Annotated in this window: 16 protein-coding genes; 12 read left to right on the top strand and 4 right to left on the bottom strand. The window is 66.4% G+C overall.

Translation table 11 applies throughout. The features are described 5' to 3' along the window. Nucleotides 1–4: 4 nt before the first annotated feature. Together gatA and VJV41_RS13045 are read left to right on the top strand one after the other, a co-directional pair. On the top strand, nucleotides 5–1,489 hold the full coding sequence (gene gatA, locus VJV41_RS13050; RefSeq protein WP_325334311.1) for an Asp-tRNA(Asn)/Glu-tRNA(Gln) amidotransferase subunit GatA: 1,485 nt from the start codon (nucleotides 5–7) through the stop codon (nucleotides 1,487–1,489). Nucleotides 1,490–1,506: 17 nt separating this feature from the next. Beyond that, nucleotides 1,507–2,538, top strand: a complete 1,032-nt coding sequence (locus tag VJV41_RS13045) for an ATP-dependent 6-phosphofructokinase (protein ID WP_325334309.1) — start codon at nucleotides 1,507–1,509, stop codon at nucleotides 2,536–2,538. A 79-nt stretch (nucleotides 2,539–2,617) separates the two neighbouring features. Here the strand turns inward: VJV41_RS13045 and VJV41_RS13040 are convergent, their stop codons facing one another. After that, complete coding sequence (locus VJV41_RS13040; RefSeq protein ID WP_325334307.1) at nucleotides 2,618–3,310, bottom strand: NAD(P)-dependent oxidoreductase; 693 nt, start codon at nucleotides 3,308–3,310, stop codon at nucleotides 2,618–2,620. A gap of 75 nt (nucleotides 3,311–3,385) precedes the next feature. Here VJV41_RS13040 and VJV41_RS13035 point away from each other — a divergent pair, with 75 nt between their 5' ends. Both VJV41_RS13035 and gatB read left to right on the top strand, forming a co-directional pair. Continuing rightward, complete coding sequence (locus VJV41_RS13035; RefSeq protein WP_325334305.1) at nucleotides 3,386–3,886, top strand: MarR family transcriptional regulator; 501 nt, start codon at nucleotides 3,386–3,388, stop codon at nucleotides 3,884–3,886. Further along, nucleotides 3,883–5,388 carry an Asp-tRNA(Asn)/Glu-tRNA(Gln) amidotransferase subunit GatB gene (gene gatB / locus VJV41_RS13030; protein WP_325334303.1) on the top strand — a complete coding sequence of 502 codons (1,506 nt, stop codon included), beginning with the start codon at nucleotides 3,883–3,885 and terminating at the stop codon, nucleotides 5,386–5,388. The genes VJV41_RS13035 and gatB overlap by 4 nt, the downstream gene beginning before the upstream one ends. Nucleotides 5,389–5,450: 62 nt before the next feature. Here gatB and VJV41_RS13025 read toward each other — a convergent pair whose 3' ends face one another. Further along, nucleotides 5,451–6,572, bottom strand: coding sequence for a PQQ-dependent sugar dehydrogenase (locus VJV41_RS13025; RefSeq protein WP_325334301.1), 1,122 nt, complete (start codon nucleotides 6,570–6,572; stop codon nucleotides 5,451–5,453). Between the two features lie 138 nt (nucleotides 6,573–6,710). Here VJV41_RS13025 and VJV41_RS13020 point away from each other — a divergent pair, with 138 nt between their 5' ends. Further along, entirely contained in the window at nucleotides 6,711–7,544 is an 834-nt protein-coding gene (locus tag VJV41_RS13020; RefSeq protein ID WP_325334299.1) for a DoxX family protein, read from the top strand. Between the two features lie 4 nt (nucleotides 7,545–7,548). On the opposite strand, the gene VJV41_RS13015 is transcribed toward VJV41_RS13020, so the two are convergent. Next, nucleotides 7,549–7,935 carry a PH domain-containing protein gene (locus VJV41_RS13015; RefSeq protein WP_325334297.1) on the bottom strand — a complete coding sequence of 129 codons (387 nt, stop codon included), beginning with the start codon at nucleotides 7,933–7,935 and terminating at the stop codon, nucleotides 7,549–7,551. A gap of 299 nt (nucleotides 7,936–8,234) precedes the next feature. On the opposite strand from VJV41_RS13015, the gene VJV41_RS13010 reads away from it, so the two are divergent. Genes VJV41_RS13010 through ilvC form a run of 3 tightly spaced genes read left to right on the top strand, consistent with a single transcriptional unit; the run spans nucleotide 8,235 to nucleotide 11,645 of the window. Further along, a complete protein-coding gene (locus tag VJV41_RS13010) occupies nucleotides 8,235–10,079 on the top strand; it encodes an acetolactate synthase large subunit (RefSeq protein ID WP_325334295.1) in 1,845 nt (614 codons plus the stop codon). Beyond that, nucleotides 10,079–10,597, top strand: coding sequence for an acetolactate synthase small subunit (ilvN, locus tag VJV41_RS13005; protein WP_325334293.1), 519 nt, complete (start codon nucleotides 10,079–10,081; stop codon nucleotides 10,595–10,597). Before VJV41_RS13010 ends, ilvN begins: the two co-directional genes overlap by 1 nt. Next, nucleotides 10,521–11,645, top strand: a complete 1,125-nt coding sequence (ilvC, locus tag VJV41_RS13000; protein WP_325334292.1) for a ketol-acid reductoisomerase — start codon at nucleotides 10,521–10,523, stop codon at nucleotides 11,643–11,645. Before ilvN ends, ilvC begins: the two co-directional genes overlap by 77 nt. Nucleotides 11,646–11,702: 57 nt before the next feature. Here the strand turns inward: ilvC and VJV41_RS12995 are convergent, their stop codons facing one another. Next, nucleotides 11,703–13,133, bottom strand: coding sequence for an NAD(P)/FAD-dependent oxidoreductase (locus VJV41_RS12995; RefSeq protein ID WP_325334290.1), 1,431 nt, complete (start codon nucleotides 13,131–13,133; stop codon nucleotides 11,703–11,705). A 32-nt stretch (nucleotides 13,134–13,165) separates the two neighbouring features. Here VJV41_RS12995 and serA point away from each other — a divergent pair, with 32 nt between their 5' ends. The 4 genes from serA to VJV41_RS12975 all read left to right on the top strand — a co-directional run. Next, nucleotides 13,166–14,752, top strand: a complete 1,587-nt coding sequence (gene serA / locus VJV41_RS12990; protein ID WP_325334288.1) for a phosphoglycerate dehydrogenase — start codon at nucleotides 13,166–13,168, stop codon at nucleotides 14,750–14,752. Beyond that, on the top strand, nucleotides 14,749–15,759 hold the full coding sequence (locus tag VJV41_RS12985; protein ID WP_325334286.1) for a 3-isopropylmalate dehydrogenase: 1,011 nt from the start codon (nucleotides 14,749–14,751) through the stop codon (nucleotides 15,757–15,759). The genes serA and VJV41_RS12985 overlap by 4 nt, the downstream gene beginning before the upstream one ends. 74 nt (nucleotides 15,760–15,833) lie before the next feature. After that, entirely contained in the window at nucleotides 15,834–16,349 is a 516-nt protein-coding gene (locus VJV41_RS12980) for a hypothetical protein (RefSeq protein ID WP_325334445.1), read from the top strand. 389 nt (nucleotides 16,350–16,738) lie between these two features. Next, on the top strand, nucleotides 16,739–17,085 hold a 347-nt coding region (locus VJV41_RS12975; RefSeq protein ID WP_325334284.1), incomplete at its 3' end, for a DUF222 domain-containing protein.

The raw sequence follows: 17,085 nt of genomic DNA, 5'->3' as shown, positions 1-17,085 counted from the left end.
AGGCATGAGTGAAGACCTGATTCGCTTGGATGCGGCCACGCTCGGCGCGAAGATCGCCGCCAAAGAGGTGTCGTCCACCGAGGCGACGCGGGCGTGTCTGGATCAGATCGCCGAGACCGACGACAAGTACCACGCGTTTCTGCATGTGGCGGAGGACAAGGCGCTGGCCGAGGCGGCCCGGATCGACGCGGCTGTAGCCGCGGGTGACGCGCTGCCGTCATCGCTGGCCGGCGTGCCGCTGGCGTTGAAAGACGTCTTCACCACCACGGATATGCCGACCACCTGCGGATCGAAGATCCTCGAGGGCTGGACGTCGCCGTACGACGCGACCGTGACCGCTCGGCTGCGCGCGGCGGGCATCCCGATTCTGGGCAAGACCAACATGGACGAGTTCGCGATGGGCAGCTCGACCGAAAACTCCGCATACGGCCCGACCCGCAACCCGTGGAACGTCGACCGGGTGCCAGGCGGATCGGGCGGCGGCAGTGCGGCGGCGCTTGCCGCGTTCCAGGCGCCGCTGGCCATCGGGACCGACACCGGCGGATCGATCCGCCAGCCGGCCGCTTTGACCGCGACCGTCGGGGTGAAGCCCACGTACGGCACGGTGTCCCGGTATGGCCTGGTCGCATGTGCGTCGTCGTTGGACCAGGGTGGGCCGGCCGCGCGCACCGTGCTCGACACCGCACTGCTGCACCAGGTGATCGCCGGGCACGACCCGAAGGACTCCACGTCGGTCGACGCCCAGGTGCCCGACGTGGTCGCCGCCGCGAGGGCGGGTGCGTCCGGCGATCTGAAGGGTGTGCGGATCGGGGTGGTCAAGCAGTTGCGTGGCGAGGGCTATCAGGCCGGGGTGCTGGCGTCGTTCAACGCCGCCGTCGAGGTGCTGACCAAGCTGGGCGCCGACGTCAGCGAAGTCGACTGCCCGCACTTCGACTACTCGCTGCCCGCCTACTACCTGATCCTGCCTTCGGAGGTGTCGTCGAACCTCGCACGGTTCGACGCGATGCGCTACGGCCTGCGCGTCGGCGACGACGGCACGCACAGCGCCGAAGAGGTGATGGCTTTGACGCGGGCAGCCGGCTTTGGCCCAGAAGTCAAGCGCCGCATCATGATTGGGGCCTACGCGCTGTCGGCGGGCTACTACGACGCCTACTACAACCAGGCGCAGAAGGTGCGCACACTGATCGCGCGCGACCTCGACGAGGCGTACAAGAAGGTCGACGTGCTGGTGTCACCTGCGACGCCGACAACGGCGTTCCCGTTGGGGGAGAAGGTCGACGACCCGCTGGCGATGTACCTGTTCGACCTGTGCACGCTGCCACTGAACCTGGCCGGTCATTGCGGGATGTCGGTGCCGTCGGGCCTGTCACCGGACGACAACCTGCCGGTTGGCCTGCAGATCATGGCGCCCGCGCTTGCCGACGACCGGCTGTATCGCGTGGGCGCGGCCTACGAGGTTGCCCGGGGTCCGCTGCCAACCGCGGTCTGACGGGGGAGGATGAGATCATGCGGATCGGAGTTCTCACCGGCGGGGGTGACTGTCCTGGCCTGAACGCGGTCATCCGGGCGGTGGTCCGGACCTGCGACGCGCGCTACGGCTCTTCGGTCGTCGGCTTTCTCGACGGCTGGCGTGGGCTCCTGGAAGACCGGCGGGTGCAGCTGAAGAACGACGACCGCAACGACCGTCTGCTCGCCAAGGGCGGCACCATGCTCGGTACCGCGCGCGTCAACCCGGACAAGTTGCGCGCCGGTCTGCCGCAGATCAAACAGACTCTCGAGGACAACGGCATCGACGTGCTGATCCCGATCGGAGGCGAGGGCACGCTGACGGCTGCGCACTGGCTGTCCGAGGAGAACGTGCCCGTAGTCGGGGTGCCGAAGACTATCGACAACGACATCGACTGCACCGATGTGACATTCGGACACGACACCGCGCTGCAGGTCGCGACCGAGGCGATCGACCGGCTGCACAGCACCGCCGAGTCGCACCAGCGCGTGATGCTCGTCGAAGTGATGGGTCGCCACGCCGGCTGGATCGCGTTGAACTCGGGGCTTGCGTCCGGCGCACACATGACGTTGATCCCCGAGCAGCCATTCGACGTCGAAGAGGTGTGCCGGCTCGTCAAACAGCGCTTCGTGCGCGGTGATTCGCATTTCATTTGTGTGGTCGCGGAGGGCGCCAAGCCCGCCGAGGGCACGATGAAGCTGCGAGCGGGCGGCACCGACGAGTTCGGACACGAAAAGTTCACCGGTGTGGCCGCACAGCTGGCCGTCGAGGTGGAGAAGCGGATCAAGAAGGACGTCCGCGTGACCGTGCTCGGCCATGTTCAACGCGGCGGCACGCCAACGGCATACGACCGGGTGCTGGCCACCCGCTTCGGCGTCAATGCCGCCGACGCCGCCCACGCCGGCGAGTACGGAATGATGGTGTCGCTGCGGGGCCAGGACATCGGCCGCGTCCCGCTGGCCGACGCCACCCGCCAACTGAAGTTGGTTCCGCAGAGCCGATACGACGACGCCGCCGAATTCTTCGGCTAACTTTTATTCCGCGAGCAGACGCAAAATCACCCGACACGCCGCGGTTTTCGAGCATTTTGCGTCTGCTCGCGCCGATCGGTTACGCGCTCTTGAAGGCTTCGCGGCGGATCATCTGCCACATCGTCGGGGTGTCCGCCGTCGTGGAGACGGTCACGGTGTCGTGGCGCGTGGTGCTGGCGGCCAAACTGACGAGATAGTCGGCAAGATCGCTGCGAGACGTAAACGCGCCGACTGGATCCACCTGGCCGGCAACGTATTCGGTGACATAGGGCAAGTCGAACAACCCCGAAGGGCGCACGATGGTCCAGTCCAATCCGCTGTCGCGCACGACGGTTTCCATGCGCCGGATGTCGTCGTAGACAGTCTTTCCGATCGTCTTGGTGATGACCGGTTCAAACAGTCGCAATGCGATCGGCGCACCCGTGCGTCCGGGAGCCGGATATGCGCCCGTCGAACTGACCACGACGAGACGGCGGACCCCCGCGGCTTTCATCGCGGCGACGATATTCGCCGTCCCCGCCGAGTAGGTGTCGACCGCATCGCGCGTGAATGGAACACCCAGCATCGACAGCACGGCGTCGGCGCCGACGACCACGTCGCCCACCGCGGCCGCCTCGTGAACGTCGGCGCCGGCGACGGTCAGCGCCGGATGGGCGATTGGAAAGTCGTGGGGCCGGCGAGTCACCGCGACGACGGTGTGGCCGGAGTCGAGCGCTGTACGGGTCACCAGCTTGCCTGTCTGACCGTTGGCGCCGAAGATGACGAGTCGCATGGTTCCTCCGCTGAATAGTCACTAATAGTGATTATCACAATATAGGACGATCACGCTCAGTGCTAATGTCGCGTCGTGGTCGACGAACCAACGGGTGTCCGCGAGCTTGACCAGCGGATTCCATTTCTCTTGTCTCAACTCGGCGCGTATGTCGCCGACGACGCGAAGCGGCGGCTGGCGCCGATGGGCGTGCATCCGCGGGTCAATGCCATTTTGCTTGCACTGGCGGACAACGACGGCCAATCCCAGCGCCAGCTGTCGGCCAGGCTTGGCGTGCACCGCAACGTCATGGTCAACCTCATCGACACTCTTGAGCACGAGGGTCTGGTGCAGCGGCGGCCACACCCGGACGACCGTCGCGCGTTCGCGGTCACACTGACCGAAAAGGCCCGGGGCTTGCTGCCGGCGTTGAAAGAAGAGTCCGACGCAATGGAGGACGAGGTGACCTCCGCGCTCTCGCCCGAGGAACGGGCGGACCTGTTGACGATGCTGCAGCGAGTGGCCGCGGCACTTGGTCTGAGCCCGGGCGTGCACCCCAAACTGGCGGAACCGCCCGCACTAAACTCGCCCACATGACCGCCACCTCCGCTGCAGAACTCATCGACTACGACGACGTCGTGGCCCGATATGACCCTGTGATGGGGCTCGAGGTGCACGTCGAGCTGTCCACCGCAACGAAGATGTTCTGCGGCTGCGCCAACAAATTCGGCGCCGAACCCAATACCCAGGTATGCCCGGTATGCCTTGGCCTGCCCGGGTCGTTGCCCGTGCTCAACCAGGAGGCGGTGGAGTCCGCGATTCGCATCGGCCTGGCGCTGAATTGCGGGATCGTGCCGTGGTGCCGGTTCGCCCGGAAGAACTACTTCTATCCGGACATGCCGAAGAACTACCAGATCTCGCAATACGACGAGCCGATCGCGATCGACGGCTACCTCGACGTCCCGCTCGACGACGGCACCACGTGGCGCGTAGACATCGAACGGGCCCACATGGAAGAGGACACCGGCAAGCTGACGCATCTCGGCAGTGAAACCGGCCGCATCGAGGGCGCGACGACGTCGCTGATCGACTACAACCGCTCGGGTGTGCCGTTGATCGAGATCGTCACCAAGCCGATCGAGGGCGCAGGAGCGCGCGCACCCGAGATCGCCCGTGCGTATGTGACCGCGCTGCGGGATCTGTTGCGAGCGTTGGGTGTTTCCGATGTGCGGATGGATCAAGGCTCGATGCGCTGCGATGCCAACCTCTCGCTCAGGCCGCTCGGGCAGGAGGAGTTCGGCACCCGCACCGAAACCAAGAACGTGAACTCATTGAAGAGCGTCGAGGTCGCGGTGCGTTACGAGATGCGGCGTCAGGCAGCGGTTCTCGATGCCGGTGGCCGGGTGCACCAGGAGACCCGGCATTTTCACGAAGACGGCTATACGTCGCCGGGCCGTAGCAAGGAAACCGCGCAGGATTACCGGTATTTCCCTGAACCGGATCTGGAGCCGGTGGCACCAGACGCCGAGCTGGTCGAAAAGCTGCGGGCGACGATGCCGGAGCTACCGTGGCTGCGCCGCAAGCGAATTCAAGAGGACTGGGGCATTTCCGATGAGGTCATGCGCGACCTCGTCAACGCCGGTGCGGTCGAACTGGTGGCCGCCACTGTCGAACACGGCGCGTCCAGCGATGCCGCGCGCGCCTTGTGGGGAAACTTCTTGGTGCAGAAGGCCAATGAGGGGGGCGTCGAACTCGACGCGCTGCCGATCACCCCGGCACAGGTCGCCGCCGTCATCAAGTTGGTCGATGACGGCAAGTTGTCGAACAAGCTGGCCCGCCAGGTCATCGAGGGCGTGCTGGCCGGCGAGGGTGAACCCGAGCAGGTGATGGCGGACCGCGGGCTGGCCGTGGTGCGCGACGACTCGCTCATTCAGGCCGCCGTCGACGAGGCGCTGGCCGCCAACCCCGACATCGTCGAGAAGATTCGCGGCGGCAAGGTCCAGGCGGCCGGCGCGATCGTCGGCGCGGTGATGAAGGCCACCAAGGGACAGGCCGACGCCGCGCGGGTGCGCGAACTGGTGCTGGCCGCCTGCAGCTAGCGCCGATTTTGCGCTGAGGGCTGTAGTCGCCGCGACATCACAGCCCTGGAAGCCATAACGAGCTACGTGTTGTCCGCATTGCTGCGCGGGAAACCGCCACCCTGCGGGAACAGCGGGAAGACGACGTCGTCGAGCTTCTCGGCGTCGCCGGAGGTCTTGTTGACCGTCGCGCCCCAGACGTTGCCGTCGGGCGACAACTGCAGCGCCCATGCGTGACCGTGCTGATCCTGGCGAATGACTTCTGGCTCACCGGTGACCGCGCCGGTGTCCGGCGCCAGCCGGACAGCGACGGTTTGTTTGGTGTTGACGAGGTTGACCAGCACCGTGCCGTCCAGCGCCGCGCATCCCGCTACGCCGGGACGATCCGGCCACGTCCACACCGTCGACACCTTGGAGTCTTTGGTGATCCGCTGCAGCCGGTCGGCCGTCGGCGTGCGGTCAGTGACGTAGAGCGACCCGTCGGACGGGTCGATGCACATCGACCCACCGGCGCCCATCCCGCTGAGCGCGGTGGTCTGCGGCGCCGGGTTGACGGTCGTCGGCTGCTCGATGCGCAGCACCTTGCCCGCCAGCGAACCGGGATCGGCGGCAAGGGCGGGGTTGCCTGCGTCGCCGGTCTGCACCAGCAAGGTGGTCGGGCTGGTGAAGATCAACGACCCCATGTTGCCGGTGGCACCCTTCGGGATGCCGGTCAAGATCGGCTTGGGGACATCGCCGTCGGCGATGCGGATGACCCGGTTGTCGGTGGGGGTGCTGACGTAGGCGTACATCAGCCGATCCTGCGAGTACGTCGGCGACATCGTGATGTCCATCAGTCCGCCGTCGCCGCTCCCGTCGACCGGGATCACCAGCTTGACCTTGGGTTCGGCGCTGACCGACACCTCCTTGACCGCGCCGGTCGTGCGCTCGGCGACCAATGCCGACTGGCTGTTGGGAAGCATGATCAGCCCGCTGGTGCTTTCCAGGCAGCCCTGCATGACGCCCGGCGCAGGACAGACCTTCGGGAACGGCTTGGGCGGCAGCGGCGGCGGGGGTGGAGGCGCCGATGACGATCCCGGCGCAAGCTTGGGCTCGGTGGTGAACGGCTGCGACTGAGCCTGGTCGAAACGCGCGCAGCCCGACCCCACGAGCAACGCCGCACACAACAGGACGTACACACCCCGCATGCGCCGGCGCTGTCTCATGCGAGCCAGGTTACGGATTGTTTGGCCGTGCGCGCCACGCGCACCACGCCGACGCACTTGACATTGCCCGCGAATAGGGTGCCGAAAGCGCCGCGCCAATCCTCGATTAGCAGGTGACTAGCACCTACCCTGGCAGTCGTGACCAGTCATCCTGACCCACGCGCCTGGCAGCGGCCTGACGATGTGGCCGGGCGGCCCGTATCGGCCAGCCTGGTCGATCCCGAAGACGACCTTCCTTCCTCTCAGTACGCCGGTGACTTCGAAACCACCGCGATTCCGCGCTACGACTCGGCCAAGTCCCCAGCCGGTGAACCCTTCGGTCTGATCAGCGAGCCCGAGCCGCTGCCGTACGTCCAGCCCGGCGGGCGGCACTCCATCGGATCCTTCTCCGCCGAGCCGGCCGGGATCGATCCCGATCCCGGCGACGAGAGAGCGCTTGCGGCGGGCCGTCGCGGCACCCAGGACCTGGGGCTACTGCTGCTTCGCCTCGCCGTGGGCGCACTGCTCATCGGCCATGGCCTGCAGAAGGCGTTCGGCTGGTGGAACGGGCCCGGCTTCGACGGTTTCGAGCAGTCGCTGACCGACAAGGGCTTCCAGCACGCCGACATCCTCACCTATGTGGCCACCGGCGGACAGATCGCTGCCGGGGTGCTGCTTGTTCTCGGGTTGTTCACGCCGGTGGCGGCCGCGGGCGCGCTGGCGTACCTGGTCAACGGCCTGCTGGCCGAAGCGATGCTCGCCCACGAAAACGCCAGGCTGGCGTCGTTCCTGACGGACGGCCACGAATACAAACTGATCCTCATTTGCACCGTTGCGGCGATCATCCTGATCGGCCCCGGCCGCTACGGGCTGGACGCCGGCCGCGGCTGGGCCCGACGCCCGTTCGTCGGCTCGTTCGCCGCCTTGGTCCTCGGTGTGGGCGCAGGCATCGGGCTGTGGGTGCTGCTCAACGGCGGCAACCCGCTGGCCTGATCGGCTACGCGTAGGGGTTCGGCACCTTGCCGCCGCTCGCCTCGGTCAGCAGCGGCAGCGTCGAAAACGTCACTGCGGGAAGTCGCAGTTCGGTTCGGTCTTTGCATTGGGCCAGTGCCCATGAGCCCTTGCCAAAGCGCAGCCCGTCGATGTCGTCCCACCCGACGGTCTGACTGCCCAGCAGAGTTCGCGCGGTCACTGTGTCCTCATCCGCCACCGTTCGATATCGGATGATCAACGCCGACAAGATGACCGGAATGGCGAGCAGCAGCGCAAACCATGCGGGCCCAGAGAGCACCAACGCGAGCAGGCCGAGCGCGACGAATCCGACCGCGAAGTGCGCCATCGGCGAGATCCGGATGACGACCGGGGTGGCAGCGGGGGAGCTCATCTCGCCATCTTCGCACCGTTGCAATTGAGTTCCTGGGGCCCAGGTCGGAATTTGACCACCCCGGCGGTGCCGGGAATTTGACCGGTGACCAGTGCGGAGGCTACCGTCGACTGTTATGCAGACCGCTGGAATGCTCGTAGTAATTGGGAAGCGCGTTGATGTCGCGCTTGCCCTCTGCCGGGCATAGCAACCAGCATCAACGCGCGACCCTCGTACAGCGGCCCAGCTGGCGGGGGTTTTTTGTTGCCCCAACATCGATTTGAGATCCTAGAGACGACGAGGAACGGACAGAGGACACCGTGAGCGCACCCACCACGCGGCCACCCGAAGAGTCGGCGACTCCGCGAAACGGCGCAAAGCCAAACCCTGCGCAGCCGAAGAGAATTGCGCCGCAACAACTTACCGGCGCGCAGGCGGTAATCCGATCGCTGGAGGAACTCGACGTCGAGGTCATCTTCGGCATCCCCGGCGGTGCCGTGTTGCCGGTCTACGACCCGCTTTTCGACTCGCAGAAGCTGCGGCACGTCCTGGTCCGCCACGAGCAGGGCGCAGGTCATGCCGCCAGCGGATACGCGCACGCCACCGGACGGGTCGGCGTGTGCATGGCGACGTCGGGTCCCGGGGCGACGAACCTGGTCACGCCGCTCGCTGATGCGCATATGGACTCGATCCCGGTGGTGGCCATCACCGGTCAGGTCGGGCGCGCGTTGATCGGCACCGACGCCTTCCAGGAAGCCGACATCTCCGGCATCACCATGCCGGTCACCAAGCACAACTTCCTGGTGCGCGACGGCAACGACATCCCTCGGGTGATCGCCGAGGCATTCCACATCGCCTCGTCGGGCCGGCCCGGTCCGGTGCTCGTCGACATCCCGAAGGACATCCTGCAGGGCCAGTGCACGTTCGCCTGGCCGCCGCGGATCGACCTGCCCGGTTACAAGCCCAACACCAAGCCGCACAACCGTCAGGTGCGCGAAGCCGCCAAGCTCATTGCGGCGGCACGCAAGCCGGTGCTCTACGTCGGCGGCGGCGTGATCCGCGGCGAGGCCACCGAGCAGCTGCTGGACCTGGCCGAGCTGACGGGCATCCCCGTCGTCACCACGCTGATGGCCCGCGGCGCGTTCCCGGACAGCCATCCGCAGCACATGGGGATGCCAGGCATGCACGGCACCGTCGCTGCGGTGGCCGCGCTGCAGCGCAGCGATCTGCTGATCGCGCTGGGCACGCGCTTCGACGACCGGGTGACGGGCAAGCTCGACTCGTTTGCGCCCGACGCCAAGGTCATCCACGCCGACATCGACCCCGCCGAGATCGGCAAGAACCGGCACGCCGACGTGCCGATCGTGGGCGACGTGAAGGCCGTCATCACTGATCTGATCGAGGCGCTGCGACGCGACGGCACCATCGGCTCGATAAAGATCGACAACTGGTGGGAGTATCTGCGCGGAGTGCAGTCGACGTTCCCGCTGAGCTATGGGCCGCAGAGCGACGGCAGCTTGTCGCCGGAATACGTCATCGAGACCCTCGGCAAGATGGCCGGACCCGACGCCGTGTACGTCGCAGGCGTGGGGCAGCATCAGATGTGGGCCGCCCAGTTCATCAAGTACGAGAACCCGAAAACGTGGCTGAATTCCGGCGGCCTCGGCACCATGGGCTACGCGGTGCCCGCGGCGATGGGCGCCAAGTTCGGCCGGCCCGATGCCGAAGTCTGGGCGATCGACGGCGACGGCTGCTTCCAGATGACGAACCAGGAACTGGCCACCTGCGCCGTCGAGGGCGCGCCGATCAAGGTGGCGATCATCAACAACGGCAACCTGGGCATGGTGCGGCAGTGGCAGACACTGTTCTACGAAGAGCGCTACAGCCAAACGGATCTCGCGACGCACTCGCATCGCATCCCGGATTTCGTATTGCTCGCAGAGGCGCTGGGCTGTGTCGGATTGCGTTGCGAGCGTGCCGAAGACGTCGAGGACGTCATCAGGCAGGCGCGTGAGATCAACGACCGACCGGTCGTGATCGACTTCATCGTCGGCGCCGACGCCCAGGTGTGGCCGATGGTGGCTGCCGGCACCAGCAATGACGAGATCCAGGCCGCGCGCGGGATCCGCCCGCTGTTCGACGATCCTGAAGAAGGGCATGCCTGATGACCGTCAACACGTCAACGCCGACGCACACGCTGAGTGTGCTCGTCGAGGACAAGCCCGGCGTGCTCGCCCGAGTGGCGTCGCTGTTCTCGCGGCGCGGCTTCAACATTCAGTCGCTGGCGGTCGGTGCGACCGAGCAGAAGGACATGTCGCGGATGACGATCGTCGTCAGCGTCGAGGACTCCCCGCTCGAGCAGATCACCAAGCAGCTCAACAAGCTCATCAACGTGATCAAGATCGTCGAGCAGGACGAAGACAACTCCGTCTCGCGCGAGCTGGCCTTGATCAAGGTTCGCGCCGACGCCACCACGCGCAGTCAGGTGATCGAGGCGGTGAACCTGTTCCGCGCCAAGGTCGTTGATGTGACGACTGAGTCGTTGACGATCGAAGCCACCGGCACACCAGCGAAGCTGGAAGCGTTTATGCGGGTGCTGGAGCCATATGGCATCCGTGAGCTCGCGCAGTCCGGAGTGGTGTCGCTGTCGCGCGGACCGCGCGGCATCGGCACCGTCAAGTAAGCCCCGAAAGATAAGACAAGAAAGAAGATTCACAGTGGCAGTTGAGATGTTCTATGACGACGATGCGGACCTGTCGATCATCCAGGGACGCAAGGTCGGCGTCATCGGCTATGGCAGCCAGGGCCATGCGCATTCGCTTTCCCTGCGTGACTCCGGCGTACAGGTGAAGGTCGGCCTCAAGGAGGGGTCGAAGTCTCGCGAGAAGGTCACCGAGCAGGGGCTCGAGGTGGACACGCCCGCCGAGGTCGCCAAGTGGGCCGACGTGATCATGCTTCTGGCGCCCGACACCGCGCAGGCCGATATCTTCCGCAACGACATCGAGCCGAATCTCGAAGACGGCAATGCGCTGTTCTTCGGCCACGGCCTCAACATTCACTTCGATCTGATCAAGCCGCCGGCCAACGTCACCGTCGGCATGGTTGCGCCGAAGGGCCCCGGCCATCTGGTGCGCCGCCAGTTCGTCGACGGCAAGGGTGTGCCCTGCCTGATCGCTGTCGACCAGGACCCGAAGGGCGAGGGCCAAGCGCTCGCGCTGTCCTACGCGAAGGGCATCGGCGGCACCCGCGCCGGCGTCATCAAGACCACGTTCAAGGACGAGACCGAGACCGACCTGTTCGGCGAGCAAGCCGTGTTGTGCGGTGGCACAGAGGAACTCGTCAAGACCGGTTTCGACGTGATGGTCGAGGCGGGCTACGCGCCCGAGCTGGCGTACTTCGAGGTGCTGCACGAGCTCAAGCTGATCGTCGACCTGATGTACGAGGGCGGCATCGCACGGATGAACTACTCGGTGTCCGACACCGCGGAGTTCGGCGGCTACCTGTCCGGCCCGCGGGTCATCGACGCCGACACCAAGAAGCGGATGCAGCAGATCCTGTCCGACATCCAGGACGGCACCTTCGTCAAGCGGCTCGTCGCCAACGTCGAAGGCGGTAACAAGGAGCTCGAGCGGCTGCGCAAGGAGAACGCCGAGCACCCGATCGAGGTGACGGGCAAGAAGCTGCGCGACCTGATGAGCTGGGTCGACCGCCCGCTCACCGACACGGCTTAGATTTCGCGGCTTGTGTGCGTTCGGGAGCGGTGAGCGCTCCCGAACGCACACAAATCCCTAGGGCGCGAGGCTCGGCATTGTCTTGATGCCGAATTCGCGGCGCAACACCGTGCGGGCGGCGTAGTAGCCGGACATTCCGTGAACGCCGCCGCCCGGCGGGGTCGCCGACGAGCACAGGTACGCCTTGGGAATCGTTGTGCTCCACGGGTTGAGCCGCGGCGTTGGGCCCGCCAACGCATGGAACAAGGTATTGCCGCCGACGCCGATGTCGCCGCCGACGAGGTTCGCGTTGTGCTCGGCCAGCCGCGACGCGGGTATCGACCGGACCGCCACGACGATGTCGCGGAAGCCGGGCGCGAACCGCTCAAAAATCTCGGTGACGACATCGGCTTGGTCGACGGGCGAGCCGGACGGCACATGCGCGTATGTCCAGAGCGGTCTGCGGCCCTGTGCGTCGATGCGACTCGGATCGGCCAGATGAGGTAAGGCGGCGAGAACCATCGGCCATTTGGCGTGCCGACCCGCGGCCGCCTCACGCTCGGCGTGCGCCATCTGTTCGCGCGTGCCGCCCATGTGTAGCGTCGGGGCATCGGCAAGACGTGGATCGGTCCACGGGATCTCATCGGACAGCACGAAATCCACCTTCGCGACACCAGGTCCGAATCGGTAGCGCTGCAATGCCTTCGCGTACCGCGCAGGTAACCGATCGCCGTAGATGGACAACAGCGCCGTGGGGGCGGTGTCGTAAAGCACAACACCCGCAGGCGGTTCGGTGATCTCCTCGCCGGGGGTTACCGTGCCACCGTGCGCCAGAAGGTCTTCCATCAACGCGTTGGGAATGGCTTGGCTGCCGCCGACAGGGATCGGCCAGCCGACGGTGTGCGCGAGCGTGGCAAGCATCAGGCCCGCGCCTGCCGACACCAGCGACGGCATTTGCGAAATCGTATGCGCGGCAACGCCGGTGAACAACGCGCGCGCGTCGACGCCGTTCAGCGCACGCCATGCCGGCGTGCCTTGTCCGAGAATCCGTATCCCGGCCTGTACCGCGGCGATGGGGTCGGTGGGAAGCGACCGCTTGTCGCCGAGCAGCAGTTTGAGCACCGCGTCGTCGCGTTCGACCATCGGGCCCAGCAGATGCCGCCAAGAGTCACCATGGCTCAGCTCCGCGCAGGTGCGCTCCAAGTCGTGGTAGCCGACCGCGGCGGGCCGGTTAGGCAACGGGTTGGCGTAGGCAACCTCGGGCACCGTCAGCGTCACCCCGCGGGCAGGAAGATCGAACTCGGCCAGAAACGGCGATGCCAGCGCCAGCGGATGAACAGCCGAACAGATGTCGTGCGACACCCCGGAAAACTCGGGGTCAGCCAGGGTGCGCGCACCGCCCCCGACCGTGGGCTGGGCCTCGAATACCTGCACCGAAAGCCCGGCCCTAGCGCAGATGACGGCGGCCGCCAAGCCGTTGGGTCCACTGCCGACGACGGTGACGTCCACCTCACAATTACAGCCCACTACTCTGTGTGGACGTGAGTCTTCCCGTTGTACTGATCGCCGACAAACTGGCTGAATCGACCGTCGCCGCACTCGGCGACCAGGTAGAAGTCCGTTGGGTCGACGGCCCCGACCGAGAGAAGCTGCTGGCCGCCGTGTCGGAGGCCGACGCGCTGCTGGTGCGCTCGGCAACCACCGTCGACGCCGAGGTGCTCGCCGCGGCGCCCAAGCTCAAGATCGTCGCCCGCGCAGGCGTCGGCCTGGACAATGTCGACGTCGACGCCGCCACCGCGCGCGGTGTGCTGGTGGTCAATGCGCCGACGTCCAACATCCACAGCGCCGCCGAGCATGCGCTGGCACTGCTGCTGGCCGCCGCACGCGACATCCCCGCGGCCGACGCATCGCTGCGCGACCGCACCTGGAAGCGGTCACAGTTCTCCGGCACTGAGATCTACGGCAAGACCGTCGGCGTCGTCGGGCTAGGCCGCATCGGGCAGCTGGTCGCCCAGCGGCTGGCCGCGTTCGGCACCCACGTCGTCGCCTACGACCCCTACGTGTCGGCTGCGCGGGCCGCGCAGCTGGGCATCGAGCTGCTCACCCTCGACGAGCTGTTGGCCCGCGCCGACTTCATCTCGGTCCACCTGCCGAAAACCCAGGAGACCGCCGGCCTGATCGGCAAGGAGGCGTTGGCCAAGACCAAACCGGGCGTGATCATCGTCAACGCCGCGCGCGGCGGACTGATCGACGAGGAAGCGCTGGCCGACGCCGTCAGGTCCGGGCATGTCCGGGGGGCAGGCATCGACGTATTCGCCAAGGAGCCCACCACCGACAGCCCGCTGTTCGACCTGCCTCAGGTCGTCGTGACACCGCACCTCGGCGCCTCGACCGGCGAGGCGCAGGACCGTGCAGGCACCGACGTCGCCGAGAGCGTGAAGCTGGCACTTGCAGGTGAATTCGTGCCCGATGCCGTCAACGTCGGCGGCGGGGTCGTCGGCGAAGAAGTCGCACCATGGCTGGATCTAGTGCGCAAGCTCGGTCTGCTCGTCGGCGTGCTTTCCAGCGAGCTGCCAGTCTCGCTTTCCGTGCAGGTTCGCGGCGAGCTTGCTTCGGAAGACGTTGATGTACTGCGTCTTTCGGCGCTGCGCGGATTGTTCTCCGCCGTCATCGAGGACCCGGTCACGTTCGTCAACGCGCCGGCATTGGCCGCCGAACGCGGCGTGCAGGCCGACATCAGCACCGCCACCGAGAGCCCCAACCACCGCAGCGTCGTCGACGTCCGCGCGGTGCACTCCGACGGTTCGGTCACCAACGTCGCAGGCACACTGACCGGTCCTCAGCTCGTCGAGAAGATCGTCCAAATCAACGGTCGTAACTTCGATCTGCGCGCCGAGGGCGTGAACCTGATCATCAACTACGTCGACCAGCCCGGCACGCTGGGCAAGATCGGCACGCTGCTCGGCGGTGCAGACATCAACATCCACGCGGCACAACTCAGCGAGGATGCGGAGGGGCCGGGCGCAACGATCCTGCTGCGTGTCGACCGCGACCTGCCCGACGATGTACGTGCCGCAATCACCGAAGCCGTCGGCGCCAAACTGCTGGAAGTGGTGGATCTCTCGTGAAATTGGCGATCATTGCCGGCGACGGCATCGGCCCGGAGGTGATCGGCGAGGCCGTCAAGGTGCTCGACGCGGTGCTGCCCGGGGTCGAAAAGACCAGTTACGACCTTGGCGCGCGGCGATTCCACGCCACCGGCGAGGTCCTGCCCGACTTGGTGCTCGACGAACTGCGCGCACACGACGCGATCCTGCTTGGCGCGATCGGTGACCCGTCGGTGCCCAGCGGTGTGCTGGAACGCGGTCTGCTGCTGCGCATTCGGTTCGAGCTCGATCATCACATCAACCTGCGGCCGGCCCGGCTGTATCCGGGCGTTACCGGGCCGCTGGCCGGCAACCCCGACATCGACTTCGTCGTCGTCCGCGAAGGCACCGAGGGGCCGTACACCGGCACCGGGGGAGCGATTCGCGTCGGCACTCCGAACGAGATCGCCACCGAGGTCAGTGTGAACACGGCATTCGGCGTCCGTCGCGTCGTGCACGACGGGTTCCGCCGTGCGCAGAAGCGCCGCAAGCACCTGACGCTGGTGCACAAGAACAATGTGTTGACCTTCGCAGGTGGGCTGTGGTGGCGCACGGTGCAGGAAGTCGCTGCGGAGTACCCCGACGTCGAGATTGCGTACCAGCATGTGGACGCCGCCACGATCCATCTGGTCACCGATCCTGGCCGGTTCGACGTGATCGTCACCGACAACCTGTTCGGCGATATCGTCACCGATCTCGCCGCGGCGGTGTGCGGCGGCATCGGACTGGCCGCGAGCGGCAATATCGATGCGACGCGGACCAATCCGTCGATGTTCGAACCCGTACATGGCAGCGCGCCGGACATCGCGGGCCAGGGCATCGCCGACCCGACCGCGGCGATCATGTCGGTTGCGCTGCTTCTGACCCACGTCGGCCAAGACGACGCGGCCGCGCGCGTCGACAAAGCCGTCGAGCAGCACCTGGCGACGCGAGGGGACGAGAAGCTGTCCACCGCACAAGTCGGCGAACGAATAGCGGCCAGTCTCTAGGCCGCTAGGTGGCGACACTTCGTCGGCAGTGCTGGCTGTTCGCAATCGGTTCGACGTTCTTCGCGCTTGCCACGATGCCCGGCTTGTCCTCCGTGGCAGGTGCCGGGCTGGCCAATCTGCTGTGTTTCATCGGCTCCTGGTTCTTCACGACCGCGGGATGGATGCAGCTGGTGTTGTCCGGGCCCGCGCTGCGGATCGGGTGGCTCTCGGCGGCGACTCAATTCGCCGGGACGATCTTGTTCAACATCAGCACCGGGGCTGCGTTGTGGGCACATGCGGTCAGGCCGGAGCGGCGGCTGGTATGGGCGCCGGACGCGACGGGATCACTGGCGTTTCTGGTGAGTGGGGTGCTCGGCATCGTCGCGGTGACGGCCGTTGTCGGGATCGTCGAGCTGAAATCCCGCGACTGGCAGGCCGAATGGATCAACTTGATCGGGTGCGTCGCCTTCGGCGTGTCCGCGCTGGGAGCCTTTGTCACGAGGTCGGGCGTGGCCGAGGATGCCCTCCTCGCGAATCTGGGCACGTTCGTTGGGGCGCTGTGCTTCTTGGCGGCAGCGCTGTTGGTGTTGCCGCGTGAACCAGGTACCTAAGGCCGTTCCATCAGGACGGCGGGAATCGCCGCATCGTGAGGGCCGCGGTAGTCGCAGCGGGTTGGCCTGTTGCTTTTCGGCTTTGGGCTGTGGGATCTGCGCACTAAATTCGGGTGCCGGGCCTGCCCGGGTGGCCAACGTGCGCACCGCGAAGACCCCTTCGGCGCGACCGCGATGCAGTTCGTGTGGTTTTCGTGACGTGGATCGTGCGCGGTCGAGCACCTTGGTTGGGCGCATGATGGGGGCCGAGGTGGCCGTGCTGAAGGCTGTAGCGGGAAGCGTGTGGCGGCCAATCAGGCTGTGCCGCTTGGCTGATGATGACGGCTACATCCCGGCGTGGATTGGGCGGCGGCCGAGATTTGTCGTACCCGTCTGTGATGATGAGGTTTATGTCCTTGACCGCATCGCCTCCTGCGGCGGTGAGTCCTGCTGAGCGTGTTGAGGTGTTGTTCGAGGAGTTGGGGGAGTTGGCCGGTCAGCGCAATGCGATTGATGGGCGCATTGTGCAGATCGTCGCCGAGCTGGATCGTGACGAGTTGTGTGGCGCTACTGGGGCGCGGTCGGTGGCGGCGTTGGTGGCCTGGAAGCTGGGTTCGTCATCGGCAAACGCGCACACGATCGCCACGGTGGCGCACCGGCTGGAGGAGTTTCCCCGCTGCGCGGCGGGTATGCGGGAGGGCCGGCTGTCGCTGGATCAGGTCGGCGTCATCGCGGCGCGCGCGGGCGAGGGATCTGA

The organism is Mycobacterium sp. (assembly GCF_035274705.1).
In the GTDB taxonomy this organism is placed as follows: domain Bacteria; phylum Actinomycetota; class Actinomycetes; order Mycobacteriales; family Mycobacteriaceae; genus Mycobacterium.
The sequence above is the reverse complement of the archived record's forward strand: the minus strand, read 5'-3'. Positions and strand labels throughout refer to the sequence as shown.

Coding starts and splice junctions, on each gene's coding strand:
- gatA (WP_325334311.1), top strand. CDS start 5: ATGAGTGAAGACCTGATTCGCTTGGATGCGGCCACGCTCGGCGCGAAG.
- VJV41_RS13045 (WP_325334309.1), top strand. CDS start 1,507: ATGCGGATCGGAGTTCTCACCGGCGGGGGTGACTGTCCTGGCCTGAAC.
- VJV41_RS13040 (WP_325334307.1), bottom strand. CDS start 3,310: ATGCGACTCGTCATCTTCGGCGCCAACGGTCAGACAGGCAAGCTGGTG.
- gatB (WP_325334303.1), top strand. CDS start 3,883: ATGACCGCCACCTCCGCTGCAGAACTCATCGACTACGACGACGTCGTG.
- VJV41_RS13025 (WP_325334301.1), bottom strand. CDS start 6,572: ATGAGACAGCGCCGGCGCATGCGGGGTGTGTACGTCCTGTTGTGTGCG.
- VJV41_RS13015 (WP_325334297.1), bottom strand. CDS start 7,935: ATGAGCTCCCCCGCTGCCACCCCGGTCGTCATCCGGATCTCGCCGATG.
- ilvN (WP_325334293.1), top strand. CDS start 10,079: ATGACCGTCAACACGTCAACGCCGACGCACACGCTGAGTGTGCTCGTC.
- ilvC (WP_325334292.1), top strand. CDS start 10,521: ATGGCATCCGTGAGCTCGCGCAGTCCGGAGTGGTGTCGCTGTCGCGCG.
- VJV41_RS12980 (WP_325334445.1), top strand. CDS start 15,834: ATGCCCGGCTTGTCCTCCGTGGCAGGTGCCGGGCTGGCCAATCTGCTG.